Raw genomic sequence first — 20,695 nt, 5'->3', positions numbered from 1 at the left:
GTGCCCCGGCGCCTACAGCACCAACTCCGCCAGCACCCTCAGCGTCGGCTCGTCCGGGGACGTGATCAGCAGGTCCGTCACGGGGCCCTGGCGCCAGGCGTGGAGGCGGTCCGCTATCCGGGGCCTCGGGCCGATGAGGGAGATCTCGTCGGCGAAGGCGTCGGGGACCGCGCGGATCGCCTCGTCGCGGCGGCCCTCGGCGAAGAGGGACTGGATGCGGCGGGCTTCTTCCTCGTAGCCCATGCGGGACATGAGGTCCGCGTGGAAGTTGCGGGTCGCGTGGCCCATGCCGCCGATGTAGAAGCCGAGCATCGCCTTGACCGGCAGCAGACCCTCCGCCACGTCGTCACAGACGTGGGCGCGTACGAGCGGGGCGACCGTGAAGGCGCCGGGGAGTTCGGCGAGCGCCTCGGCGTACGCGTCGCTGCGCAGCGGTGACCAGTACAGCGGCAGCCAGCCGTCCGCGATGCGCAGCGTCTGCGCCACGTTCTTCGGGCCCTCCGCGCCGAGGAGGATCGGCAGGTCCGGACGGAGCGGGTGCGTGATGGGCTTGAGGGGGCGGCCGAGGCCCGTGCCGTCGGGGCCGTCGTACGGCACGGCGTGGAAGCGTCCGTCGAGGGCGACCGGCGCTTCGCGGCGCAGGACCTGGCGGACGACGTCGACGTACTCCCGCGTCGCGGCCAGCGGGCGCGCGGGGAAGGGGCGGCCGTACCAGCCCTCCACCACCTGCGGGCCGGACAGTCCGAGGCCCAGCACCATCCGGCCGCCGGAGAGGTGGTCGAGGGTGAGCACGTGCATCGCCGTCGCGGTCGGGGTGCGCGCGGACATCTGGGCGACCGCGGTGCCCAGCCGGATCCGCGAGGTGTGCGCGGCGATCCAGGTCAGCGGGGTGAAGGCGTCGGAGCCCCAGGCTTCCGACGTCCACACCGAGTCGTAGCCGAGCCGCTCCGCCTCCTTGGCCAGCGCCAGATGGGACGGGTCGGGGCCGCGGCCCCAGTATCCGAGGGCGAGTCCCAGTCGCACGGTCGCACCACCCGTCCCTTCGCTGTGCGCCCGGCCCCGGGAAGGGGGCACTGGACGAATCTGACGAGGCGTCAGAATAGGGCAGCGGCCCCCCACCCGGAAGGGGTGGAGGGCCGCTGCGGAAGCGAACCGGCGATCCGGGGATCAGCCGCGCTGGATGCCGGAGGTGTCCTGCAGGACGCCCCTGCGGCCGTCCTGCGTCTGCGCGACCAGGCTCTGGCCCCGCTGCTCGACCGCCAGGTACCAGGTGCCCGGGGCGAGTTCCGCGATCGGGGTCGGCGAGCCGTCCTCGCCGTACAGCGGACGCGCCACCGGCACCGCGAACCAGAACGGCGCGAACTCCGGCGCACCGCCGGCGGCCGGAGCCGGGGCCGGGCCGCCCTGCGGCGCCGCGGCCGGGCCGGGCTGCGCCGGCTGCGGACCGCCGAACGACGGCGGGCCGGACTGCTGCGCGCCGAACGGGGGCTGCTGGGCGCCCGGGTAGCCGTAGCCGCCCTGCGGCTGGCCGCCGTACGGGGCCGCGGGCGCGGCCGGCCGCGGCGCACCGAGCAGCGGGGCCTTGAACGCGGGCACGACCGCGCCGCAGACCGCGCCGGCCGCGAGCACCAGCGCGGCGATAAAGCCCAGGATCAGGCCCGTACCGGCGTCCGGGCTGAACTCGCCGACGTCCAGCGAGCCCGCCGGGTCGAAGATCATGCCGAGCCCGGTCCACGCGGCGAAGATCGTCGCGACGACGCCGATGTGGCCCAGTTCGATCCCGAGGACCCGGGGCGCGCGGGGGAGCACGTGCGACAGCACGATCAGCAGGGCGCCGATGATGCCCGCGAGATAGACCCCGAGGAGCAGGGACCCGTTGTCCCAGGCGGTCGGCACGTCGTCGCAGCCGCTGCCGGTGCAGTCGAACGTGTCGAGGAACGAGGCGATGAACAGCACCACCGCTGCTCCGATCACCACGCCATCGCCTCTAGTGAGGGAGCGGATGTTCACGTATGAATCCTTCGTCGGTTGTCTCGGGTCGTCTCATCGGGGGTGTCGGGGCGCTTCTGATCGATCCAGCCTGATCCGTCAGCCACGCCCTGGCCGCCGCCGGGGTTGCGGCGGTGTGTGCGGCAGGGAGTTCGGGGGTGACTCCCCGTCGTCGGGGTCGAATCTATCGTCTGACCGTTCGCGTCGTCTGCCGGGTGCGCTCAGTCACCCCCGACGCAGGGGGAAATGGACCCGATGGAAACCGGATCGGAATCAGATCGGGATCTTGTCCGGTGGATTCGTCGGGAATCACCGCGCTCGGCGGCGTTCGGACGTCCGTTCGCGAATCGGCGGGACCGGAAGCCGGAGGCTGCGGGAATCGCGGACCGTCAGTTATTACGGGCCGTCAGGTACGCGCGCAGGCCGTCCGCCAATCCGCGCGCCGCTTTCTGCCGCCAGTCGGCGTTCTTGAGCAGGGCGGCATCCTGCGGGTCCTGCATATTGCCGCACTCGACGAAGACCTTGGGCACCGTGGAGAGATTGAGGCCGCCCAGGTCGGTGCGCACGTCCAGCCCGGTGCCGGCACCGACGTAGTTGGCACGGGCGCTGCCGGTCGCCGCGGCGAAACCGTCGGCGACGCGCACGCCGAGGTCGCGCGAGGGGGCCACGATCGGGGACGTGTCGGCGGAGCCCGCCTTGACCGGGCCCGGCAGGATCACGTGGAATCCGCGGTTGCCCTTCGCCGAACCGTCGGCGTGCACGGAAATGACCGCGTCCGCCTTCGCGTCGTTCCCGATCCGCGCCCGCTCGTCGATGCACGGGCCGAACGCGCGATCGCCGTCGTGGGTGAAGGCGACCTCGGCCCCTTCCTTTTCCAACAGAGTGCGAAGACGTTGTGAAACGTCGCGGGTGAATGCGGCTTCCCTGTAACCGTCCGCGGTGGCCGTACCCGTTGTGTCGCATTCCTTGCGGTTGGTTCCGATGTCGACGAGCTTATTGATCTCCGCGGTGTGCTGGAAGTTCCCGGGATTGTGGCCGGGGTCGATCACGACGACCGTGCCCGCCAGCCGCCCTTCCCGGGCCTTGGTCGACGGACGGGGCTGCTCCGCCGGTGCGGTGGGCTTGTCGTCGGTGACATCGCCGTGGACGTGCTCGCCCTTGCCTCCGTGCTCGTGGGCGTCGGAGGCGTGCGCCTGCGGGGTCGTCACCCGGTCGGCACGGTCGCCGCCGGTGTCCCGCCACAGCAGCCAGCCGACGAACGCGGCCGGCACGAGCGCCGCGGCGCACGCGACCAGCACGGCGGGCCGCCGCGCCCGCCGACGGCGCTCCTCGCCCCCGCCGTCGATGCGGTCGCGGTCGTCGTGCTCGGGGTGCGGGGGCTGCTGCTCGTCGTACGACACGTGCGAAGCCTAAGTCGGCGGCGTCACGTTCCCGGGGCGACGCGGCGCAGCACGCGCAGCGAGTCGGTGGCCGACTCCTCGACGAAGGCGCCCGACTCCAGCGCCCGCCGGTAGATCCGGTACGGCGCCTGGCCGCCGTCGGCCGGGTCGGGGAAGACGTCGTGGATCACCAGCAGACCGTCCTGCGCCAGGTGCGGCGCCCACCCCTCGTAGTCGCCGCTCGCGTGCTCGTCGGTGTGCCCGCCGTCGATGAAGACCAGGCCCAGCGGGCTGCTCCACACCCGTGCGACCTGTGAGGAGCGCCCGACGACGGCGATGACGTGCTCCTCCAGGCCGGCCCGGTGCAGGGTGCGGCGGAACGTCGGGAGGGTGTCCATCCGGCCGACCTCCGGGTCGACGACGGAGGGGTCGTGGTACTCCCACCCCGGCTGCTGCTCCTCGCTGCCCCGGTGGTGGTCCACGGTGACGGCCGTCGTCCCGCCATGGCGCGCCGCGTCGGCGAGCAGCACGGTGGAGCGTCCGCAGTACGTCCCCACCTCCAGTAGCGGCAGTCCCCGCTCCGCGGCCCGCGTCGCCGCGGCGTACAGCGCCAGCCCCTCGCCCTTCGGCATGAACCCCTTGGCCGCCTCGAACGCGGCGAGCACGTCGCTTGAGGGGTGCGCAGCCGTGCCGGCTGGAGCCTGGTTCATGTCGGGTCCTTCCTGGTGACGCCATGTGTCGCGGCCGTCCGTCCGGCCCGCGCCCCCATGGTGCCCCACGCCCGGAGGGCCCGAGAGGGGCCCCTGGCCCCGCTCGTGGAATCTCCTCCCCTTCTGACCTTCCGTCATATTGGAACACGTTCTACTCTGCGCTCCATGGCCATCGGAATCACGCCCGAACACCAGCAACTGGCCGCGTCCGTCCGTCGCTGGCTCGCCCGCGCCCTGCCGCCCGAAGCCGTCCGCAAGCTCCTCGACGCACCCTCCGCAGGGCTCGGCCGGCCCTCGTACTGGGACGGCGCCGCGGCCCAGGGGCTCCTCGGGCCGCACCTCCCCGAAGTGCACGGCGGCGGTGGCGGCACCCTCCTGGACCTCGCCGTGGTGCTGGAGGAGACCGGGCGGGCGCTGCTCCCCGGCCCGTATCCGACGAACGCCCTCGCCGCCGAACTCCTGCTGCGCGACGGCCGCCACGACGACCTGGTCAGCGCACTCGCGACGGGCGGCAGGACCGCGGCCGTGGCCCTCGGGCCGGGCCGCGTCACCGCGGTCCGCGACGCCGACGGCTCCCTCGTCCTCGACGGCACCGCCCCGCCCGTCCTCGCCGGCGCCCAGGCCGACCTGCTGATCCTCGCCGCGACCACGCCACAGCCCGCCGGGACCGAGACCGAGTCCGCCACCGGGCCGGCCGCCACCGGGCCGGCCGGCACCGTCTGGGTGGCCGTCGACGTCGACGCCCTCGCCGTCCGCGTCCACGAGAGCGCCGACCCCACCCGCCCCACCGCCGAAGTCCGCGCCGACCGCGTCCGCGTGCCCGCGCACCGCGTCCTGACCGGTGCGGGCGCGGACCCCCCGCTCGTACGCGACCTCGCCGCCGTGCTCCTCGCGGCCGAGTCCTGCGGGGTGGCCGCCCGCGCGCTGGACACCGCGGTCGAGCACGCCAAGGTCCGCGAGCAGTTCGGCCGCCCCATCGGGCGGTTCCAGGCGGTCAAGCACCTCTGCGCCGACATGCTCGTCCGCCTCGAACAGGCCAGGGCGCTCACCTGGGACGCCGCGACCGTCGCCGGTGCCCGGCCGCCCGACGCCGCACCCGCCGCGGAACGCGGCCTCACCGCCGCGCTCGCCGCCGCCACCGCCCTCGACGCCGCGTACGACTGCGCCAAGGACTGCATCCAGATCCTCGGCGGCACCGGCTTCACCTGGGAGCACGACGCCCACCTCCTCCTGCGCCGCGCCCTCGTCGCCCGCCAGCTCCTCGGGCCGGGCGACGGCCACCGCACCCGCGCCGCCGAACTCGGCGCCGACGGCGCCCGCCGGCTGCTGCGCATCGATCTGCCCGCGGAGGCGACCGCGCACCGCGAGGCCGTACGGGACGCCGTGGCCGCCGCCCGCGGACTCGACCCCGCCGCCGCCCGCCGCGCCCTCGCGCCCCAGGGGCTCACGGCCCCGCACCTGCCCGCCCCGTACGGCCTGGGCGCGGGCCCCCTCCAGCAGCTCGCCGTCCAACGCGAACTCGCGGACGCCGGCGTGCGCGTCGCCGGCATCGGGATCGCGACCTGGGTCGTGCCCTCCCTGCTGAGCTACGGCACCGAGTCCCAGCGGAGCCGGTTCGTACCGCCCACCCTGCGCGGCGACCTGGTGTGGTGCCAGCTCTTCAGCGAACCCGGCGCGGGATCCGACCTCGCCGCCCTGCGCACCCGCGCCGAACGCACCGCGGACGGCGGCTGGCGCATCACCGGCCAGAAGGTGTGGACCAGCGCGGCGCAGCGCGCGGACTACGGCATCCTGCTCGCCCGCACCGACCCCGACGCCCCCAAGCACCGCGGGCTGACGTACTTCGTCGTCGACATGAAGAACACCGCCGGCATCGACGTCCGCCCGCTGAAGGAGATCACCGGGGAGTCCCTCTTCAACGAGGTCTGGTTCGACGGCGCGCTGCTGCCGGCGGACGCCGTCGTCGGCACGGTGGACGACGGCTGGCGGGTCGCCCGCAACACCCTCGGCAACGAACGCGTCCACATGGCCGACCAGATCACCTTCGGCACCGGGCTCGCGGCACTGCTGGCCGCCGTGCCCGACCTGGACGGCGCGCACCGCGTCCGGATCGGCGCCCTCGCGGCCGAGGCGCACGCCCTCGGCTGCATCGACCTGCGGACGACGCTGCTGCGGGTGTCGGGTCTGGAGCCCGGCGCCGGCGCCTCCGTGCGCAAGCTCGTCCAGACCCTCCACCAGCAGCGGACCGCGGAACTCGCCCTGGAACTCCGCGGCCCCGACGGCGCGGTCCGGGAGGGCGCGGGGGAGCGGGCCGTGCACGAACTGCTGATGTCGCGCTGTCTGACCATCGCCGGCGGCACCACCCAGGTCCAGCTCAACGTCGTCGCCGAACGCATCCTCGGCCTGCCCCGCGACTGACGGGCCCGCCCGCGTCCCGAGCGACGTCGGCCCGACGACCGAGACGAAGGAGCACGCACACCATGAAGAGCTACATCGTGGGCGTCGGCATGACGTCGTTCGAGAAGCCCGAAGCGCGGGACTGGCAGTACTGGGACATGGCGCGGGAGGCCGGCACCCAGGCGCTCGCCGACGCCGGGGTGACGTACGCCGACGTGGAACAGGTGCCCGTCGGCTACTGCTTCCAGCCCTCCACGGCCGGCCAGCGCGCCGCCTACTCGCTGGGCCTCACCGGCGTCCCCGTCTACAACGTCAACAACAACTGCGCCACCGGCGCCACCGCGCTGATGATGGCGCGGCAGTTCGTCGAGGGCGGCCTCAGCGACTGCGTGCTCGCCCTCGGCTTCGAGAAGATGCGCAAGGGCCCGCTGGGCGCCGGCAGCGGCAGCGCGGACGGTGGCGCCGGGGACTTCGCGACCTCGCCCGTCGCACGCCACTACGGCGTGATGGCCGCCCGCCACGGCTTCGAGAAGTCCCCGCCGACCGCCCAGCTCTTCGGCAACGCGGCCCGGGAGCACATGGAGCGGTACGGCACGACGCCGACGCAACTCGCGGCCGTCGCCGCCAAGAACCACCGGCACTCGGCCCACAACCCGCGGGCGCAGTTCCAGGACGTGTACACGATCGAGGAGATCCTCACCACGCGGACCGTCCACCGCCCGCTGACCAAGCTCCAGTGCTCGCCGACGTCGGACGGCGCGGCGGCGGCCGTCGTGGTGTCCGAGCGGTTCGTGGCGCGGCACGGGCTGCGGGAGAAGGCCGTGGAGATCGCCGCCCAGACGATGGCGACGGACACCGAGGAGACCTTCGCCTCCGGGTCGTGCATCGACGTCGTCGGCGCGCCCGTGTCCCGGGCCGCCGCCCGCGGGGCGTACGAACGGTCCGGCCTCGGCATCGAGGACGTCGACGTGGTCGAACTCCACGACTGCTTCTCCATCAACGAACTGCTCACCTACGAGGCGCTGGGCATGTGCGCCGCCGGTGAGTCGGGGAAGCTGGTCGAGGACGGTGCCACCACCTACGGCGGGCGCTGGGTGGTCAACCCGTCGGGCGGCCTGATCTCCAAGGGCCATCCGCTCGGCGCCACCGGGCTCGCGCAGGCCGCCGAGTTGGTGTGGCAGCTCCGCGGCGAAGCGGCGGACCGCCAGGTGACCGGCGCCCGCGTCGGCCTCGCCCACAACATCGGACTGGGCGGAGCCGCCGTCGTCACCCTGTTGCTCGCGCCGTAGCGCACCCGGGACGGGCGCGGCGGTCGGCCTGCTGCACGAGGAGGAGCGCGCACGGCCGCGGCGGCGACGAACCGCGCTGCCCCGTACGTCGATATCCGGATGTGCGGACCGGAAGCCGGCTGCGACCATGACGGGCATGGTCCAGCAGCCCGTGAAAGCCCCCGCCGACGGCCCGTCCGACCCCGTCATACCCACCGGCTCGGCGCCACCCGCACGGACCTGGCTGGTGCTGTCCGTCGCGTGCGCCGGGCAGTTCCTCGTCGTCCTCGACGTCTCCGTGGTCAACGTGGCCCTGCCGTCGCTCCGTTCCGACCTCGGGCTGTCCCCGGCCGGGCTGCAGTGGGTGCTCAACGCGTACTCCATCGCCTTCGCCGGCTTCATGCTGCTCGGCGGGCGGGCCGCCGACCTCTTCGGCCGCAAGCGGACCTTCCTCGCCGGGCTGGGGCTCTTCACGGTCATGTCGCTCGCCGGCGGCCTGGCGCAGGAGGGCTGGCAACTGCTGGCGGCGCGCGCGGGGCAGGGCCTCGGGGCCGCCGTGCTCGCCCCGGCCACGCTGACGATCGTCACCTCGGCCGTGCCGCCCGGGCCGGCGCGCACCCGGGCGATCGGCACCTGGGCCGCGGTCGGCGGGGCCGGCGGCGCCGCCGGTGGACTGGTCGGCGGGATCCTCACCGACCTGCTGTCGTGGCGTTGGGTGCTGCTGATCAACGTCCCCGTCGGGGTGCTCGTGCTGCTGGGCGCGGCGATCTGGCTCACCGAGAGCCGCGGGGGCCGGGGACGCCGGCTCGACCTGCCGGGCGCGGTGCTGGTCACCGGCGGACTCGCGGCCGTCGCGTACGGCATCGTCGAGACCGAGCAGGCCGGTTGGGCCGCGCCGGCGACCCTGCTGCCGCTGCTCGGCGGGCTGGCGCTGCTCGGGCTGTTCGTCGTGGTGGAGGCGCGCTCCGCCGCCCCGCTGATGCCGCTGAAGCTCTTCCGCACCCGGGCCGTCTCCGCGGCCAACGTCACGATGCTGGTGACTGGTTCGGCCTCCTTCTCCAGCTGGTTCTTCATGACCGTGTACGTCCAGAACGTGCTGGGTTACGAGCCGTTGGAGGCAGGTCTCGCGCTGATCCCCAGCTCTGTCGCCGTCGTCCTCGGCTCCAAGGCGGCGCCGCCGCTGATGGCCAGGGCGGGTGCGCTGACGGTCGCCGTCGTCGGCGCCCTGCTGGCGGCCACCGGCTTCGGCTGGCAGTCGATGATGACGGCGGACGGCAGCTACCTCACCGACGTGCTCGGCCCGGGCATCGTGATGATGACGGGGATCGGCCTGGTCGCGACCCCGCTCTCCACCCTCGCCACCTCCGGCGCCAACCCTTCGGACGCGGGCCTGGTCTCCGGCCTGATCAACACCTCCCGCACCATGGGCGGCGCGCTCGGCCTCGCCGTCCTGGCGACGGTGGCGGCGTCCAGGACCGCGGGCGGCACGTCCCCGGAGGAACTGACGGCCGGCTACGCACTGGCCTTCCGGGTGGGCGCGGGAGTGCTGCTGGTCGGCGCGGTCCTGATGCTGCTGTGGCTGCCGCGCCGCAACGCCGCCGCCACCGCCACCAACTCGTCCTGACCAGGGTGTACGGGCCGGCTCAGGCGTGCAGCGCCGCCAGGAGCATCGGCAACGAGACGCGGAGCTCCCGGGACCAGTAGGGCGGGTCGTGCGTGCCGGAGTGGAAGCGGGTCACCACCCGGGCACCGGCCGCCCGCAGCCGCGGGGCCAGCACCTCGTTCTCGGCCCGCATGATCGCCTCGGTGGGGGAGAGGACGTCGGCGGGGAAGGGGGCCTCGGGATCCTCCAGCCCCGGTATGTGCTCGTCGGGTGCGGTGTCCGGAGGATCGAGCGGGCCGAGCCGGCCGTCACCGCAGGACAGCTGGACCGGGACGCCGGCCAGTCGACGCGTCAGATACGCGGGGTCGTGCGCCTCCCAGATGTGGCGCTGGCGCCCGGGGTGCCCCCACAGGGCGAGCCAGTCCAGGCCCAGGTACTGCATCGCGGCCCGCACCGCGCGCGGGTGCCGGTGCGGATGGACGAATCCGCTGAAGCTCGCGGCGGCGCGGAACAGCCCGCGGTGGCGTGCGGTGTAGGAGAGCGCGCCGAAGCCTCCCTGCGACTGCCCGGCGACCGCTCGGCGCGGCCCTGCGCCGTAGTACTTCTCCACCAGCGGCAGCACCTCCGCGAGGTGGAAGCTCTCGACGGCCGGCGGACCGCCGGCGCCGTGCTGCCACCAGTCGGTGCAGAAGCCGAACAACGGCATCTCCGGCATCACCACGAGCACGTGCCGCAGCCCGGACAGGCGCTCGATGCCATAGCTCTCCGTCCACGGCAGGTGGTCGCCGTCCCCGCCCGGCAACAGGTACAGCGTCGGCCAGCGGTGGGCGGGGCGGCGGGCGTGCCACCCCTCGGGGGTGAGCAGCCGGACCTGCGCGGGCCGGCCGAGCGCGGTCGACGACACCGTCAGGTCGACGATCCGGCGGCCGGTGTGCTCCTCGCGCAGCACCTCGGCGCGGGGCGTGGCGGGCGTCGCGTGCGCGGCCCCGCCGGTGGCGGCGGTCAGGGCCAGGGCGCCCGTCAGGAGGAGGGTGCGTCGGGGCGGTCCAGCGGGTGGGACGGGCAGCATACGGGCACCTCATCTCGCCGTCGGGCAATCGTCGGGCAATCGTCGTGCAGGAGCGGAGGCATCGACTGTCCCTTCGAGTCTCACCGGCGCCCCCGCCGGCCCGCAAGCGATCACGTCCCTGGCCCGTCCCGGAGAGGAACCCCTAGGGTGACGCTCCGAACTCCGTGAGTTGACGTATCGTCAGTCATTGAGCTGACGGTGCGTCAGGACTCTTCCCAAGTGCCGAGGGCTGCGTTATACATACCCAAGCCACCCCTGGAACGCGTTCTAAAACAGCGGCGGGGGTCGGCCCCCGGCGACCTCGGTGCGGCCGACGGTGCGGACGGCCGCGCCGAGGTCTTCCAGCCGTGACCACCAGCGACCACCAGCCAGGACGGCACGTCAGGACCCGTCAGGACAGCACGCGTCAGGACCACTCGGGACAGCAAGTCAGCACGGACTACCAGGGACAGCAAGGGAGCAGCAGCCTCATGCCCATCGATCCCGCCAGGGCCGTCGCCGCCGAACCCCGCAGCGCCGACATCAGCTGGGACCACAAGGACGTCCAGCTCTACCACCTCGGACTCGGCGCGGGCACTCCCGCCACCGACCCCGACGAACTGCGCTACACCCTCGAATCCCGGCTCCACGTCCTGCCCAGCTTCGCCACCGTCGCGGGCGCCGGCAAGGGCATCGCCGGCGGACTCACCGGCCCCGGCCTCGACATCGACCTCACGTCCGTGCTCCACGGCGGCCAGACGGTCCGCGTCCACCGCCCCCTTCCGCCCGTCGGCACCGCCACCTCGTCCACGAGGGTCGCCGCCGTCCACGACAAGGGCAAGGCGGCCGTCCTCGTCCTGCGCACCGAAGCCGCCGACGCCGACGGCCCGCTGTGGACGAACGAGTCCCAGATCTTCGTCCGCGGCGAGGGCGGCTTCGGCGGCGAGCGCGGCCCGTCCACCCGTACCGAACCGCCCGCCCGCGACCCGGACAAGACCGTCGACCAGCACGTGCGCGAGGACCAGGCGCTGCTGTACCGGCTGTCCGGCGACTTCAACCCGCTGCACGCCGACCCCCAGTTCGCCGCGCGCGCCGGCTTCGACCGGCCCATCCTGCACGGCCTGTGCTCGTACGGAATGACCCTCAAGGCGGTCGTCGACACCCTCCTCGGCGGCGACGTCGCGCGCGTCCGCTCGTACACCGCGCGCTTCGCCGGCGTCGTGTTCCCCGGCGAGACCCTGCGCATCCGGATGTGGTCCGCGGGGAGCGGCGGCCGGGTGCAGGTCGCGGTCACCGCGGTCGAACGGGACGGCGCGCCCGTCCTCGCGGACACCGTCGTCGAGCACACCTGACCCGTACCCCCTTCACGAACCACCGCTTCGAGAGGAGCCGCACCGTGCGCGCAGCCGTACTGCACGAGACCGGGCAGGAGAAGCTCGAAGTCCTCGACGACGTGGAAGCCGTGGGCTTCGGCCCCGGCAAGGTCAGGGTCCGTGTCAGGGCCACCGGCCTGTGCCACTCCGATGTCTCCGCGATGAGCGGCGTCCTGCCGCAGCCCGCGCCGTTCATCCCCGGCCACGAGGGCGCCGGCGAGGTCGTCGACGTCGGCGACGGCGTCACCCACGTCGCCCCGGGCGACCGGGTGCTGATCTGCTGGATGCCGCCCTGCGGGACCTGTCCCTCCTGCAAGCGCGGACAGACCCAGCTGTGCCTCGCCGGCTTCATGAACGCCGGCGTCCCCAACTTCAAGCGCCCGAACGGCGACGTCTTCGGCTTCGCCGGCACCGGCACCTTCGTCGAGGAGGTCGTCATCGCCGCCGGCAGCGCCGTGCCGATCCCCGACGACGTGCCGTACGACATCGCCGCGCTCATCGGCTGCGGCGTCACCACCGGACTCGGCGCCGCGGTCAACACCGCCGACGTGCAGGCCGGGTCGTCGGTCGCCGTCATCGGCTGCGGCGGCGTCGGGATCTCCGCGATCCAGGGCGCCCGGCTCAAGGGCGCGGCCCAGATCGTCGCCGTCGACCCCGTCGCGGCCCGCCGAGAAGGCGCGCTGCGGTTCGGCGCCACCGAAGCCGTGTCCCCCGAGGAACTCGGCGACGCCAGGCAGCGCATCACCGCCGGCGAGGGCTTCGACTACGTCTTCGAGGTCGTCGGGAAGTCCACCACCGCGCGCACGGCGTACGAGACCACCCGGCGCGGCGGCACGCTCTGCGTCGTCGGGGCCGGTGCGATGGACGACTTCCTGCAACTGAACATGTTCGAGCTGTTCTTCGACGAGAAGCGGATCCTGCCCTCCATGTACGGCGGCGGGGACGTGCTGGCCTCGTACGAGAGGGCCATCGCGCTCTGGCGCGCCGGCCGCATCGACCTGGCGGAGATGATCACGCACCGGGTCCCGCTGGCGGAGGTCAACGACGCCCTGGAGCAGATGCGGACCGGGGCGGCGCTGCGCACCTGCATCGAGATCGGCTGACCTCGGCCGTGGCGCAACGCGTCAGCACGAGCCGGGCAGCCGGAAGGACCGAGAGGAAGCAGACCTGATGTCCCTGCCACTGGACGGACTGTCCGCGATCGTCACCGGCGCGGGCCGCGGCCTCGGCCGCGCCGAAGCCCTCGAACTGGCCCGCCTCGGCGCGAGCGTCGTCGTCAACGACTACGGACAGCCCGGGCGGGACGGTACGGGCGGGGCGTCGGCCACCCCGGCCGAGGAGGTCGCCGAGGAGATCCGGGCGGCCGGCGGCTCGGCCGTCGCCCACCACGGCGACGTGGCCGACTTCGCCGCCGCCCGCGAGCTGGTCGCGCTCGCCGTCACCACGTACGGAAAGCTCGACGTCCTCGTCAACAACGCGGGCATCCTGCGGGACCGGATGGTCTTCTCCATGACGGAGGACGAGTGGGACTCGGTGATCCGCGTCCACCTCAAGGGGCACTTCAACACCACCCGTTTCGCCTCCGCGCATTGGCGCGAGCGCTCCAAGGCCGCGGGCGGGCCGGTCCACGGCCGGATCGTGAACACCTCGTCGGAGGCGTTCCTCGCGGGCTCGGCGGGCCAGCCGAACTACGCGGCGGCGAAGGGCGGCGTCGTCGGCCTGACCACGTCCACGGCGAGCGCGCTCGCCCGGTACGGCGTCACCGCCAACGCGATCTGCCCGCGCGCCCGCACCCGGATGACCGAGGACGTCTTCGCCGGGTTCCAGGAGCCGGCGGACGACGGGCTCGACCCGCTGTCGCCCGAGCACGTGGCGCCGCTGGTCGGCTATCTGGCCGCCCCCGCCGCCGCGGGCGTCAACGGCCAACTGTTCGTCGTCCACGGCGGCATGGTCGCCGTCGTGGCCCGCCCGCAGGTGGTCGCGCAGTTCGACACCGAGAAGGAGTGCTTCAGCCACGACGAACTCGACGCGCTCCTGACGTCGTACTACGCGGGGCGCCCGGCGGGCGAGTCGTTCGCGGCGACGGAGGTGCTGGGCTTGAAGAAGCGGTGAGCCGCCGAGCGGTGGTCCGGCTCACGCCTTCTTGCAGGGCTCGCACGCCCTCGTCAGGTCCTTCATCGCCTCGTCGTCGAACTCGTAGACCTGCATGGAGCGCTCTTGGGCACGGCGCACGGACGTGGCGAGTTCCTCGTACGACGGATCCGACGGCAGCCGCCGCCGCGGTGAGCGAACCGGCCGCGGCGAAGCGGTTGCGGTGGACGTCCCCCGTACGACCGGGGCCGGTGGGGTCGGCTTCGGGGCAGGGGGATCGATGGGCGGCTGGGAGTGCCTTCGGCCAACATGACGAAGCGGCGCCGCTGCCGTCCGCGGTCCGGAACGCGTCCGGTGCGTACGCGCGGCGCCGCTCACGGCCCCTTGATCGGTCCGACGCTCCGCCGTCAGCCGGCGGGCACGGGGCCGTCAGGACGTCGTGTCACTCCGCTCCGGGACGGCGGTGCTTGCCGTGCGGCTCGCCCGCCGCGACTTCGGCCGCAGCCCTGCCGCGGTGCTTTCCGGCGCCTTCCGCTCCGGGTGCCCCGGACGCGGCGACACCGTCCTTCTGAGCGGTCTGGGGTGTGTCGGTTCGGGTCTCAGGCATGGCGGTAACTTCCCCGTCGTCTTGGCTTGCTGTGGTCTTCGCGCCCCACCGCCGCGCACGGGCGATCGCGTGGGTCACGCGCAGGTCGGAGAGTTTAGCCAGCCAACCTGACGCCCCCGAGGGGTGCCTGCTGCAAAGGGACCGGGCGGCACGCCGCGGGCCGGGTCGGTGGGGGCGGCGGCGGCGGGGTCGGGGAGGGGTCGGCCGGTGCGTCGAAGACCGCGACACCGCAGGGCACTGCCCCGTTCGCGTACGGCACGTGCAGGGCGCCCGCATCGCTCCAGCGGCCCGCGCCCGGGAACCAGCCCTCGGGCGCCGGACGTTGGTGCAGCTGCCGCCCCGACGGCCGCCACACCCCCAGCCGACTGCCCTCGCTCCCGTCGACGCGGAACGCCACCGCGCAGCTCTCCGGCAGCAGGACCTGCCCCGGTTGGACGGCGAAGGGCGTGACCGTGCGGTCGGGCAGCCGCAGGCAGTCGGGGAAGCGGACGGGCCGCGATCCGCCGAGGACGCCCCAGCCGATGCGGTCCTCGCCCGGCGCGTTCGACCGGACGACGAGGAGGCCGCTGTCGGGTGCGGCCACCAACAGCCGGTCGTCGCTGTCCTCGGCGATCTGGAGCAGCGGCGAGACCTCGCCGGCGCGCGCCAGGTCCACGGCGACGGCCTTCGTCGGTCCGCCGTCCGACTGCCGGTCGAGCCCGAGCAGTTGCCCCGTACGGTCCAGCCAGACGCCGCCCGAGCAGCGCCCGGGCACCTCGGCGACGGGCTCGGGCCCGAAGGCGCCGCCGGCCACCAGCCAGATCGCCGTCGAGGACCCGCCGGGGACGAGGGCGTACGCGCGCCGGCCGTCGGGCGCCGGGGGCAGCAGCCGTACGGGCCCGGCGGCGGGTGACTCGATGCCGCCGAGGGGGAGTTCGCCCGTGCCGGGGCCGGTCGGATACAGCAGGGAGAACATCTGCCGTTCGCCCGCCCGCCGGTGCACCAGCACCCGCCCGTCGGCCAGCGGCAGCAGCTCGGTGTCGGCCTCCTCGGGCTGGTGCAGCGGCAGGGGTACGGCGTACGGCTCGGGACCGTCGAGCGTCCAGCGCTCGGGGAACAGGGCCTCGCCCCCGCCCGCGAGCCGGGCCGCGTACGCACCGTCCGCGGAGATCGTCATCCCCACCGTCGCCCCGTCGTTGACACGGACTGTCATCACGGCGTCACCTCCGGTCATGACGCTAGGTTTCGCACTTCCTGCCGAACAACACGGGACACCCCACTTCACCCATATGGGTGGTGGGTGGGGGATTTCCCCGAAGGGGAGGGGGTGTCGTGTTGAGGAGGGGGTGGTGATGTGCCCGGGGTGTGTGGTGCTTAAGGTGCTGAGGTAAGGCATTCCTAACCTCGCCACTGCACCTGCGTCACTTCCTTGATCTGGAGCCCGCCATGTCCCTTCGTCGCCGCGGCGCCGCCGTAGCCGCACTCCTCGCCGCCGCGCTCACCCTCACCGCCTGCGGCAGCGGTGACGACGGGGACAAGGGCTCGTCCGGCGCGGCCGACTCCGCCAAGGCCGGCGGGGACGGCAAGAAGTCCGTGGCGCAGGGCGGCAAGGACTTCGGGGACGCGTCGGCGAAGACTGCGGCGATGGGCACGGACGCGGCACCGGGCCAGTTCCCGCGCACCGTCACCCACGCCATGGGCAAGACGAAGCTCGACGCGGCGCCCAAGCGCGTGGTCGTCCTCGACGTCGGCGAGCTGGACAACGTCGCGTCGCTCGGCGTGCAGCCCGTCGGGTACGCGCCCACCGAGGGCGACGACGGCATCCCCGGCTACCTGAAGGAGGCGGCCGGCAGCCCCAAGAGCGTCGGCACGATCAACAGCCTCAACCTGGAGGCGATCGCGGCGCTCAAGCCCGACCTGATCCTCGGCAGCCAGCTGCGCGCCGCCGACAAGTACAAGGAGTTGTCGAGCATCGCTCCGACCGTCTTCTCCATCCGTCCCGGCTTCACCTGGAAGGAGAACTACCTCCTCAACGCCGCCGCGCTGGACAAGACGGCGCAGGCGAAGGAGAAGCTGGCCGCGTACGAGGCGAAGGCCAAGAAGCTCGGCACCGACGTCGGCGCCGACAAGCCGACGATCTCCATGGTCCGCTACATGCCCGGCAAGATCCGGCTGTACGCGCAGGCGTCGTTCATCGGCACGATCCTCAAGGACGCCGGGCTGCCCCGCCCCGCGAACCAGCAGGTGAACGACCTCGCCGTGGAGATCAGCCCGGAGAAGATCGATTCGGCCGACGCCGACTGGATCTTCACCGGCGTCTACGGGGACCCCAAGTCGACCAAGCGCGACACCGCGCTCGGCAACCCGCTGTGGAAGAACCTGGAGGCCGTGAAGGCCGGCCAGGCCAAGGACGTGGCGGACGAGACCTGGTACCTCGGGCTCGGCGTGACCGCGGCCGACGAGGTCCTGGACGACCTGCGCGGCTTCCTGGTCAAGTAGCGCGCCCGTCCGTCGAGGGAGCGGCCTGCGAGAAGTCGACGCAAGGGTCGATGAAAGGCGCTGTTCACGGGTTGGTGTGATGATCGGCGCACGCTTGTGGACAGGGCAGGACGGTCGAGCACGGGGCGCGGGTAACCTGTGTCCCGTGCCCCGTCTATCCGAAGTCATCGCCGCGCTCGACGCCCTGTGGCCCCCCGCCCGGGCCGAGCAGTGGGACGCCGTGGGCACCGTCTGCGGCGACCCCGATGCCGAGGTGGAGCGCGTCCTCTTCGCCGTCGACCCGGTCCAGGAGATCGCCGACGAGGCGATCGCCCTCGGCGCCCAGCTCGTCGTCACCCACCACCCGCTCTATCTGCGGGGCACCACGACGGTCGCCGCCGGCCACTTCAAGGGCCGCGTCGTGCACACCCTGATCAAGCACGACGTCGCCCTGCACGTCGCGCACACCAACGCCGACAGCGCCGACCCCGGAGTGTCCGACGCCCTCGCGGGCGCGCTCGACCTCAGGGTCGTCGGCCCCCTCGTGCCGGACGCCACGGACCCCGCGGGGCGCCGTGGGCTCGGCCGGATCTGCGAGCTCGACCACCCCGAGACGCTGGCCGCCTTCGCCGAGCGAGCCGCCAAGCGGCTGCCGGCCACCGCCCAGGGCATCCGGCTCGCCGGTGACCCCGAGGCCCCGGTGCGCCGGGTCGCCGTCAGCGGCGGCTCGGGCGACAGCCTCTTCGACGCCGTCCGGGCCGCCGGAGTGGACGCCTTCCTCACCGCCGACCTGCGCCACCACCCCGTCTCCGAAGCCACCCAGCACTCCCCGCTCGGTCTGGTGGACGCCGCGCACTGGGCCACCGAGTGGCCCTGGTGCGAGCAGGCGGCTGCCCAGCTCGACGAGGTTTCCGACCGGCACGGCTGGGGCCTTCGCGTCCACGTCTCGGCCACGGTCACCGATCCCTGGTCATCCCATACCTCTTCTCCTGGAGCCCCCAACTGAACGCCGCGCCCGCCGACCAGATCCGACTCCTCGACGTCCAGGCACTTGACGTTCGGCTCTCCCAGCTCGCCCACAAGCGCAAGTCGCTGCCCGAGCACGCCGAGATCGACTCGCTGACCAAGGACCTCACCCAGCTGCGCGACCTGCTGGTGGCCGCGCAGACCGAAGAGAGCGACACCGCGCGCGAGCAGACCAAGGCGGAGCAGGACGTCGACCAGGTCCGCCAGCGCGCGGTGCGCGACCAGCAGCGCCTGGACTCCGGTGCGATCACCTCGCCCAAGGACCTGGAGAACCTCCAGCGGGAGATCGTCTCCCTCGCCAAGCGCCAGGGCGACCTGGAGGACGTCGTCCTCGACGTCATGGAGCGCCGGGAGTCCATCCAGGAGCGCGTCGCCGAACTCACCGACCGCGTCGCCTCCGTGCAGTCGAAGGTCGACGACGCGACCGCCCGCCGGGACGCCGCCACCCAGGAGCTGGACGCCGAGGCCGCGACGGCCACCAAGGAGCGCACCGCCGTCTCCGCCGCCGTCCCCGCCGACCTCCTCTCCCTCTACGAGAAGCTCCGCGTCCAGCAGGGCGGGGTGGGCGCCGCCCGGCTCTACCAGCGCCGCTGCGAAGGCTGCCGCCTGGAGCTGAACATCACCGAGCTGAACGAGGTGCGCTCCGCCGCCGCCGACAAGGTGCTGCGCTGTGAGAACTGCCGCCGCATCCTGGTCCGCACCGCCGAGTCCGGTCTCTGATGCCCACGTTCTTCGTCGAGGCGGACGGCGGGTCCCGGGGCAACCCGGGCCCGGCCGGGTACGGCGCTGCGGTGATCGACGCCGCCACCGGCGAGACGCTGGCGGAGACCGCCGAGTACATCGGCGTCGCGACGAACAACGTCGCCGAGTACAAGGGCCTGATCGCCGGCCTGCGCGCCGCGCACGCGATCGCGCCGGACGCCACGATCCGCGTTCGGATGGACTCCAAGCTGGTCGTCGAGCAGATGTCGGGCCGCTGGAAGATCAAGCACCCGGACATGAAGCCGCTGGCCGCCGAGGCCCGGGACGCCTTCCCGCCGTCCGCCGTGACGTACCAGTGGATCCCCCGCGAGAAGAACAAGCACGCGGACCGGCTCGCCAACGAAGCGATGGACGCCGGGCGCCGGGGCGAGCAGTGGGAGCCGTCGACCTCCGCGGTCGGGGGCGCCGGTCGGCCCGCGCAGGAGGACGAGGCCCGGGTCGTCGGTGACGCGGCGGCGGGTGCGGCCAAGGCCCGCGCGGCGCTCGCCGGCGGGAAGCCCGCATCGGCGCCGGCTGCCGTGGTGGACTCCGGCACCGCAGTCACCACCGCGGCCCCCTCCGTCGGCTGGGGCAGCTCCGCCGACCTGGGCGCGCCCACCACCTTCGTCCTGCTGCGGCACGGCGAGACCGCCCTCACCCCCGAGAAGCGCTTCTCCGGCAGCGGCGGGAGCGATCCCGAGCTCTCCGCGGCCGGGCTCCGCCAGGCCGAGGCGGTCGCCGCGGCGCTGGCCGCGCGCGGCACGATCCAGGAGATCGTCAGCTCCCCGCTGCGGCGCTGCCGTCAGACGGCCGCCGCCGTGGCCGACCGGCTCGGCCTCGACGTCCGCGTCGAAAAGGGCCTGCGGGAAACGGACTTCGGCGCCTGGGAGGGCCTGACGTTCGCGGAGGTCCAGGAGCGCCACCCGGACGACCTCGCGTCCTGGCTGTCGTCGACGAAGGCGGCGCCGACCGGTGGCGGGGAGAGCTTCGCGACGGTCGCCCGCCGGGTGACCGCGGCCCGGGACCGGCTCCTCGCCGGCTCCTCCGGCCGCACGGTGCTGCTCGTCACCCACGTCACCCCGGTCAAGACCCTGGTCCGGCTGGCGCTCGGCGCCCCTCCGGAGTCCCTGTTCCGGATGGAGCTGTCCGCGGCGTCCCTGTCGGCCGTGGCGTACTACGCCGACGGCAACGCATCGGTGCGCCTGCTGAACGACACCGCCCACCTCCGGGCATAGCGGCCCCGGGCACCGGCCCGCGCTGAAACGCCCTGCGACCGAACGCGGTCGCAGGGCGTTCTCGTGCGCCGGGGTCGGTCAGGCGGCCGGGGGCGCTGCCAGCGTGGACGCTTCCGCCGCCAGGGACTCGATGCGGGACCAGTCCTTGGTGGCGACGGCGTCCGGCGGCAGCATCCAGGTGCCGCCGACGCAGCCGACGTTCGGCAGGGCGAGATAGGCGGGCGCGGACTTCCGGGAGATGCCGCCCGTCGGGCAGAACCGGGCCTGGGGGAGCGGACCGGCGAGGGACTTCAGATACGAGGTGCCGCCGGCCGCCTCGGCCGGGAAGAACTTCATCTCGCTGACCCCGCGCTCCAGCAGGTTCACCACCTCCGACACCGTGGAGACCCCGGGGAGGAAGGGCTGACCCGACCCCTTCATCGACTCCAGCAGCCGCTCCGTCCAGCCCGGGCTCACCAGGAAGCGCGACCCGGCGGAGACCGCCGCGTCCACGTTCGCCGTGGAGATCACCGTCCCCGCGCCGACCGTGGCCTCCGGCACCTCGGCCGCGATGGCGCGGATGGCGTCCAGGGCGGCCGGCGTCCGCAGCGTGACCTCGATCGCGGGCAGCCCGCCCGCGACGAGGGCGCGTGCGAGCGGCACGGCGTCAGCGGCGTCCTCGATGACGACGACGGGGATCACGGGCGCGAGGTCCAAAACGGAGGTCATGGCCTCATCCTGCCGGCGGCGCACACCATGCGCAACGAGCGTTGCGCATGGTGCAACCTGCGA

Annotated in this window: 18 protein-coding genes; 10 read left to right on the top strand and 8 right to left on the bottom strand. The window is 73.6% G+C overall.

The features are described from left to right. Nucleotides 1-12: 12 nt before the first annotated feature. From AB0E05_RS27695 to AB0E05_RS27680, 4 genes are all read right to left on the bottom strand, one after another. Nucleotides 13-1,023 carry an LLM class F420-dependent oxidoreductase gene (locus tag AB0E05_RS27695; RefSeq protein ID WP_361968260.1) on the bottom strand — a complete coding sequence of 337 codons (1,011 nt, stop codon included), beginning with the start codon at nt 1,021-1,023 and terminating at the stop codon, nt 13-15. 144 nt (nt 1,024-1,167) lie between these two features. Next, the gene (locus AB0E05_RS27690; protein ID WP_361968258.1) at nt 1,168-2,010 is read right to left on the bottom strand and encodes a hypothetical protein; all 843 of its coding nucleotides are present in this window, start codon (nt 2,008-2,010) and stop codon (nt 1,168-1,170) included. Nucleotides 2,011-2,378: 368 nt separating this feature from the next. Further along, nucleotides 2,379-3,284 carry an N-acetylmuramoyl-L-alanine amidase gene (locus AB0E05_RS27685; RefSeq protein WP_361968344.1) on the bottom strand — a complete coding sequence of 302 codons (906 nt, stop codon included), beginning with the start codon at nt 3,282-3,284 and terminating at the stop codon, nt 2,379-2,381. A gap of 128 nt (nt 3,285-3,412) precedes the next feature. Continuing rightward, on the bottom strand, nt 3,413-4,078 hold the full coding sequence (locus AB0E05_RS27680) for a class I SAM-dependent methyltransferase (protein WP_361968256.1): 666 nt from the start codon (nt 4,076-4,078) through the stop codon (nt 3,413-3,415). A gap of 165 nt (nt 4,079-4,243) precedes the next feature. Between AB0E05_RS27680 and AB0E05_RS27675 the strand changes: the two genes are divergently transcribed. The 3 genes from AB0E05_RS27675 to AB0E05_RS27665 all read left to right on the top strand — a co-directional run bounded on the left by AB0E05_RS27675 (nt 4,244) and on the right by AB0E05_RS27665 (nt 9,367). Continuing rightward, nucleotides 4,244-6,496 carry an acyl-CoA dehydrogenase gene (locus AB0E05_RS27675; RefSeq protein ID WP_361968254.1) on the top strand — a complete coding sequence of 751 codons (2,253 nt, stop codon included), beginning with the start codon at nt 4,244-4,246 and terminating at the stop codon, nt 6,494-6,496. Nucleotides 6,497-6,558: 62 nt separating this feature from the next. Beyond that, nucleotides 6,559-7,764, top strand: coding sequence for a lipid-transfer protein (locus AB0E05_RS27670; RefSeq protein ID WP_361968252.1), 1,206 nt, complete (start codon nt 6,559-6,561; stop codon nt 7,762-7,764). A 136-nt stretch (nt 7,765-7,900) separates the two neighbouring features. Next, the gene (locus AB0E05_RS27665; RefSeq protein WP_361968250.1) at nt 7,901-9,367 is read left to right on the top strand and encodes an MFS transporter; all 1,467 of its coding nucleotides are present in this window, start codon (nt 7,901-7,903) and stop codon (nt 9,365-9,367) included. Nucleotides 9,368-9,386: 19 nt separating this feature from the next. Here the strand turns inward: AB0E05_RS27665 and AB0E05_RS27660 are convergent, their stop codons facing one another. Further along, on the bottom strand, nt 9,387-10,415 hold the full coding sequence (locus AB0E05_RS27660; RefSeq protein WP_361968248.1) for an alpha/beta hydrolase-fold protein: 1,029 nt from the start codon (nt 10,413-10,415) through the stop codon (nt 9,387-9,389). A gap of 470 nt (nt 10,416-10,885) precedes the next feature. On the opposite strand from AB0E05_RS27660, the gene AB0E05_RS27655 reads away from it, so the two are divergent. From AB0E05_RS27655 to AB0E05_RS27645, 3 genes are all read left to right on the top strand, one after another. Continuing rightward, on the top strand, nt 10,886-11,746 hold the full coding sequence (locus tag AB0E05_RS27655) for a MaoC/PaaZ C-terminal domain-containing protein (protein WP_361968246.1): 861 nt from the start codon (nt 10,886-10,888) through the stop codon (nt 11,744-11,746). Between the two features lie 44 nt (nt 11,747-11,790). Next, nucleotides 11,791-12,870, top strand: coding sequence for a Zn-dependent alcohol dehydrogenase (locus tag AB0E05_RS27650; RefSeq protein ID WP_361968244.1), 1,080 nt, complete (start codon nt 11,791-11,793; stop codon nt 12,868-12,870). A 67-nt stretch (nt 12,871-12,937) separates the two neighbouring features. Continuing rightward, nucleotides 12,938-13,879 carry a 3-oxoacyl-ACP reductase gene (locus AB0E05_RS27645; protein WP_361968242.1) on the top strand — a complete coding sequence of 314 codons (942 nt, stop codon included), beginning with the start codon at nt 12,938-12,940 and terminating at the stop codon, nt 13,877-13,879. Nucleotides 13,880-14,300: 421 nt separating this feature from the next. Here the strand turns inward: AB0E05_RS27645 and AB0E05_RS27640 are convergent, their stop codons facing one another. Together AB0E05_RS27640 and AB0E05_RS27635 are read right to left on the bottom strand one after the other, a co-directional pair. Beyond that, nucleotides 14,301-14,465 (bottom strand): hypothetical protein, encoded by a 165-nt coding sequence (locus tag AB0E05_RS27640; protein WP_361968240.1) that lies wholly within the window; start codon nt 14,463-14,465, stop codon nt 14,301-14,303. 94 nt (nt 14,466-14,559) lie between these two features. Continuing rightward, nucleotides 14,560-15,657, bottom strand: coding sequence for a hypothetical protein (locus AB0E05_RS27635; protein ID WP_361968238.1), 1,098 nt, complete (start codon nt 15,655-15,657; stop codon nt 14,560-14,562). A 233-nt stretch (nt 15,658-15,890) separates the two neighbouring features. Here AB0E05_RS27635 and AB0E05_RS27630 point away from each other — a divergent pair, with 233 nt between their 5' ends. The 4 genes from AB0E05_RS27630 (at nt 15,891) to AB0E05_RS27615 (ending at nt 19,924) form a co-directional block, all read left to right on the top strand. Further along, nucleotides 15,891-16,943, top strand: coding sequence for an iron-siderophore ABC transporter substrate-binding protein (locus tag AB0E05_RS27630; RefSeq protein WP_361968236.1), 1,053 nt, complete (start codon nt 15,891-15,893; stop codon nt 16,941-16,943). A 145-nt stretch (nt 16,944-17,088) separates the two neighbouring features. Then, on the top strand, nt 17,089-17,928 hold the full coding sequence (locus AB0E05_RS27625; protein ID WP_361968234.1) for a Nif3-like dinuclear metal center hexameric protein: 840 nt from the start codon (nt 17,089-17,091) through the stop codon (nt 17,926-17,928). After that, nucleotides 17,925-18,668, top strand: a complete 744-nt coding sequence (locus AB0E05_RS27620) for a C4-type zinc ribbon domain-containing protein (protein ID WP_361968342.1) — start codon at nt 17,925-17,927, stop codon at nt 18,666-18,668. The genes AB0E05_RS27625 and AB0E05_RS27620 overlap by 4 nt, the downstream gene beginning before the upstream one ends. Further along, nucleotides 18,668-19,924, top strand: a complete 1,257-nt coding sequence (locus AB0E05_RS27615; protein ID WP_361968232.1) for a bifunctional RNase H/acid phosphatase — start codon at nt 18,668-18,670, stop codon at nt 19,922-19,924. Before AB0E05_RS27620 ends, AB0E05_RS27615 begins: the two co-directional genes overlap by 1 nt. Nucleotides 19,925-20,002: 78 nt before the next feature. On the opposite strand, the gene eda is transcribed toward AB0E05_RS27615, so the two are convergent. Next, the gene (eda, locus tag AB0E05_RS27610) at nt 20,003-20,632 is read right to left on the bottom strand and encodes a bifunctional 4-hydroxy-2-oxoglutarate aldolase/2-dehydro-3-deoxy-phosphogluconate aldolase (protein WP_361968230.1); all 630 of its coding nucleotides are present in this window, start codon (nt 20,630-20,632) and stop codon (nt 20,003-20,005) included. Nucleotides 20,633-20,695: the final 63 nt, after the last annotated feature.

Origin of the sequence: Streptomyces sp. NPDC048057, assembly GCF_040653095.1 — a bacterium.
GTDB lineage: Bacteria > Actinomycetota > Actinomycetes > Streptomycetales > Streptomycetaceae > Streptomyces.
This window is presented reverse-complemented; position numbering and strand designations above follow the sequence as displayed.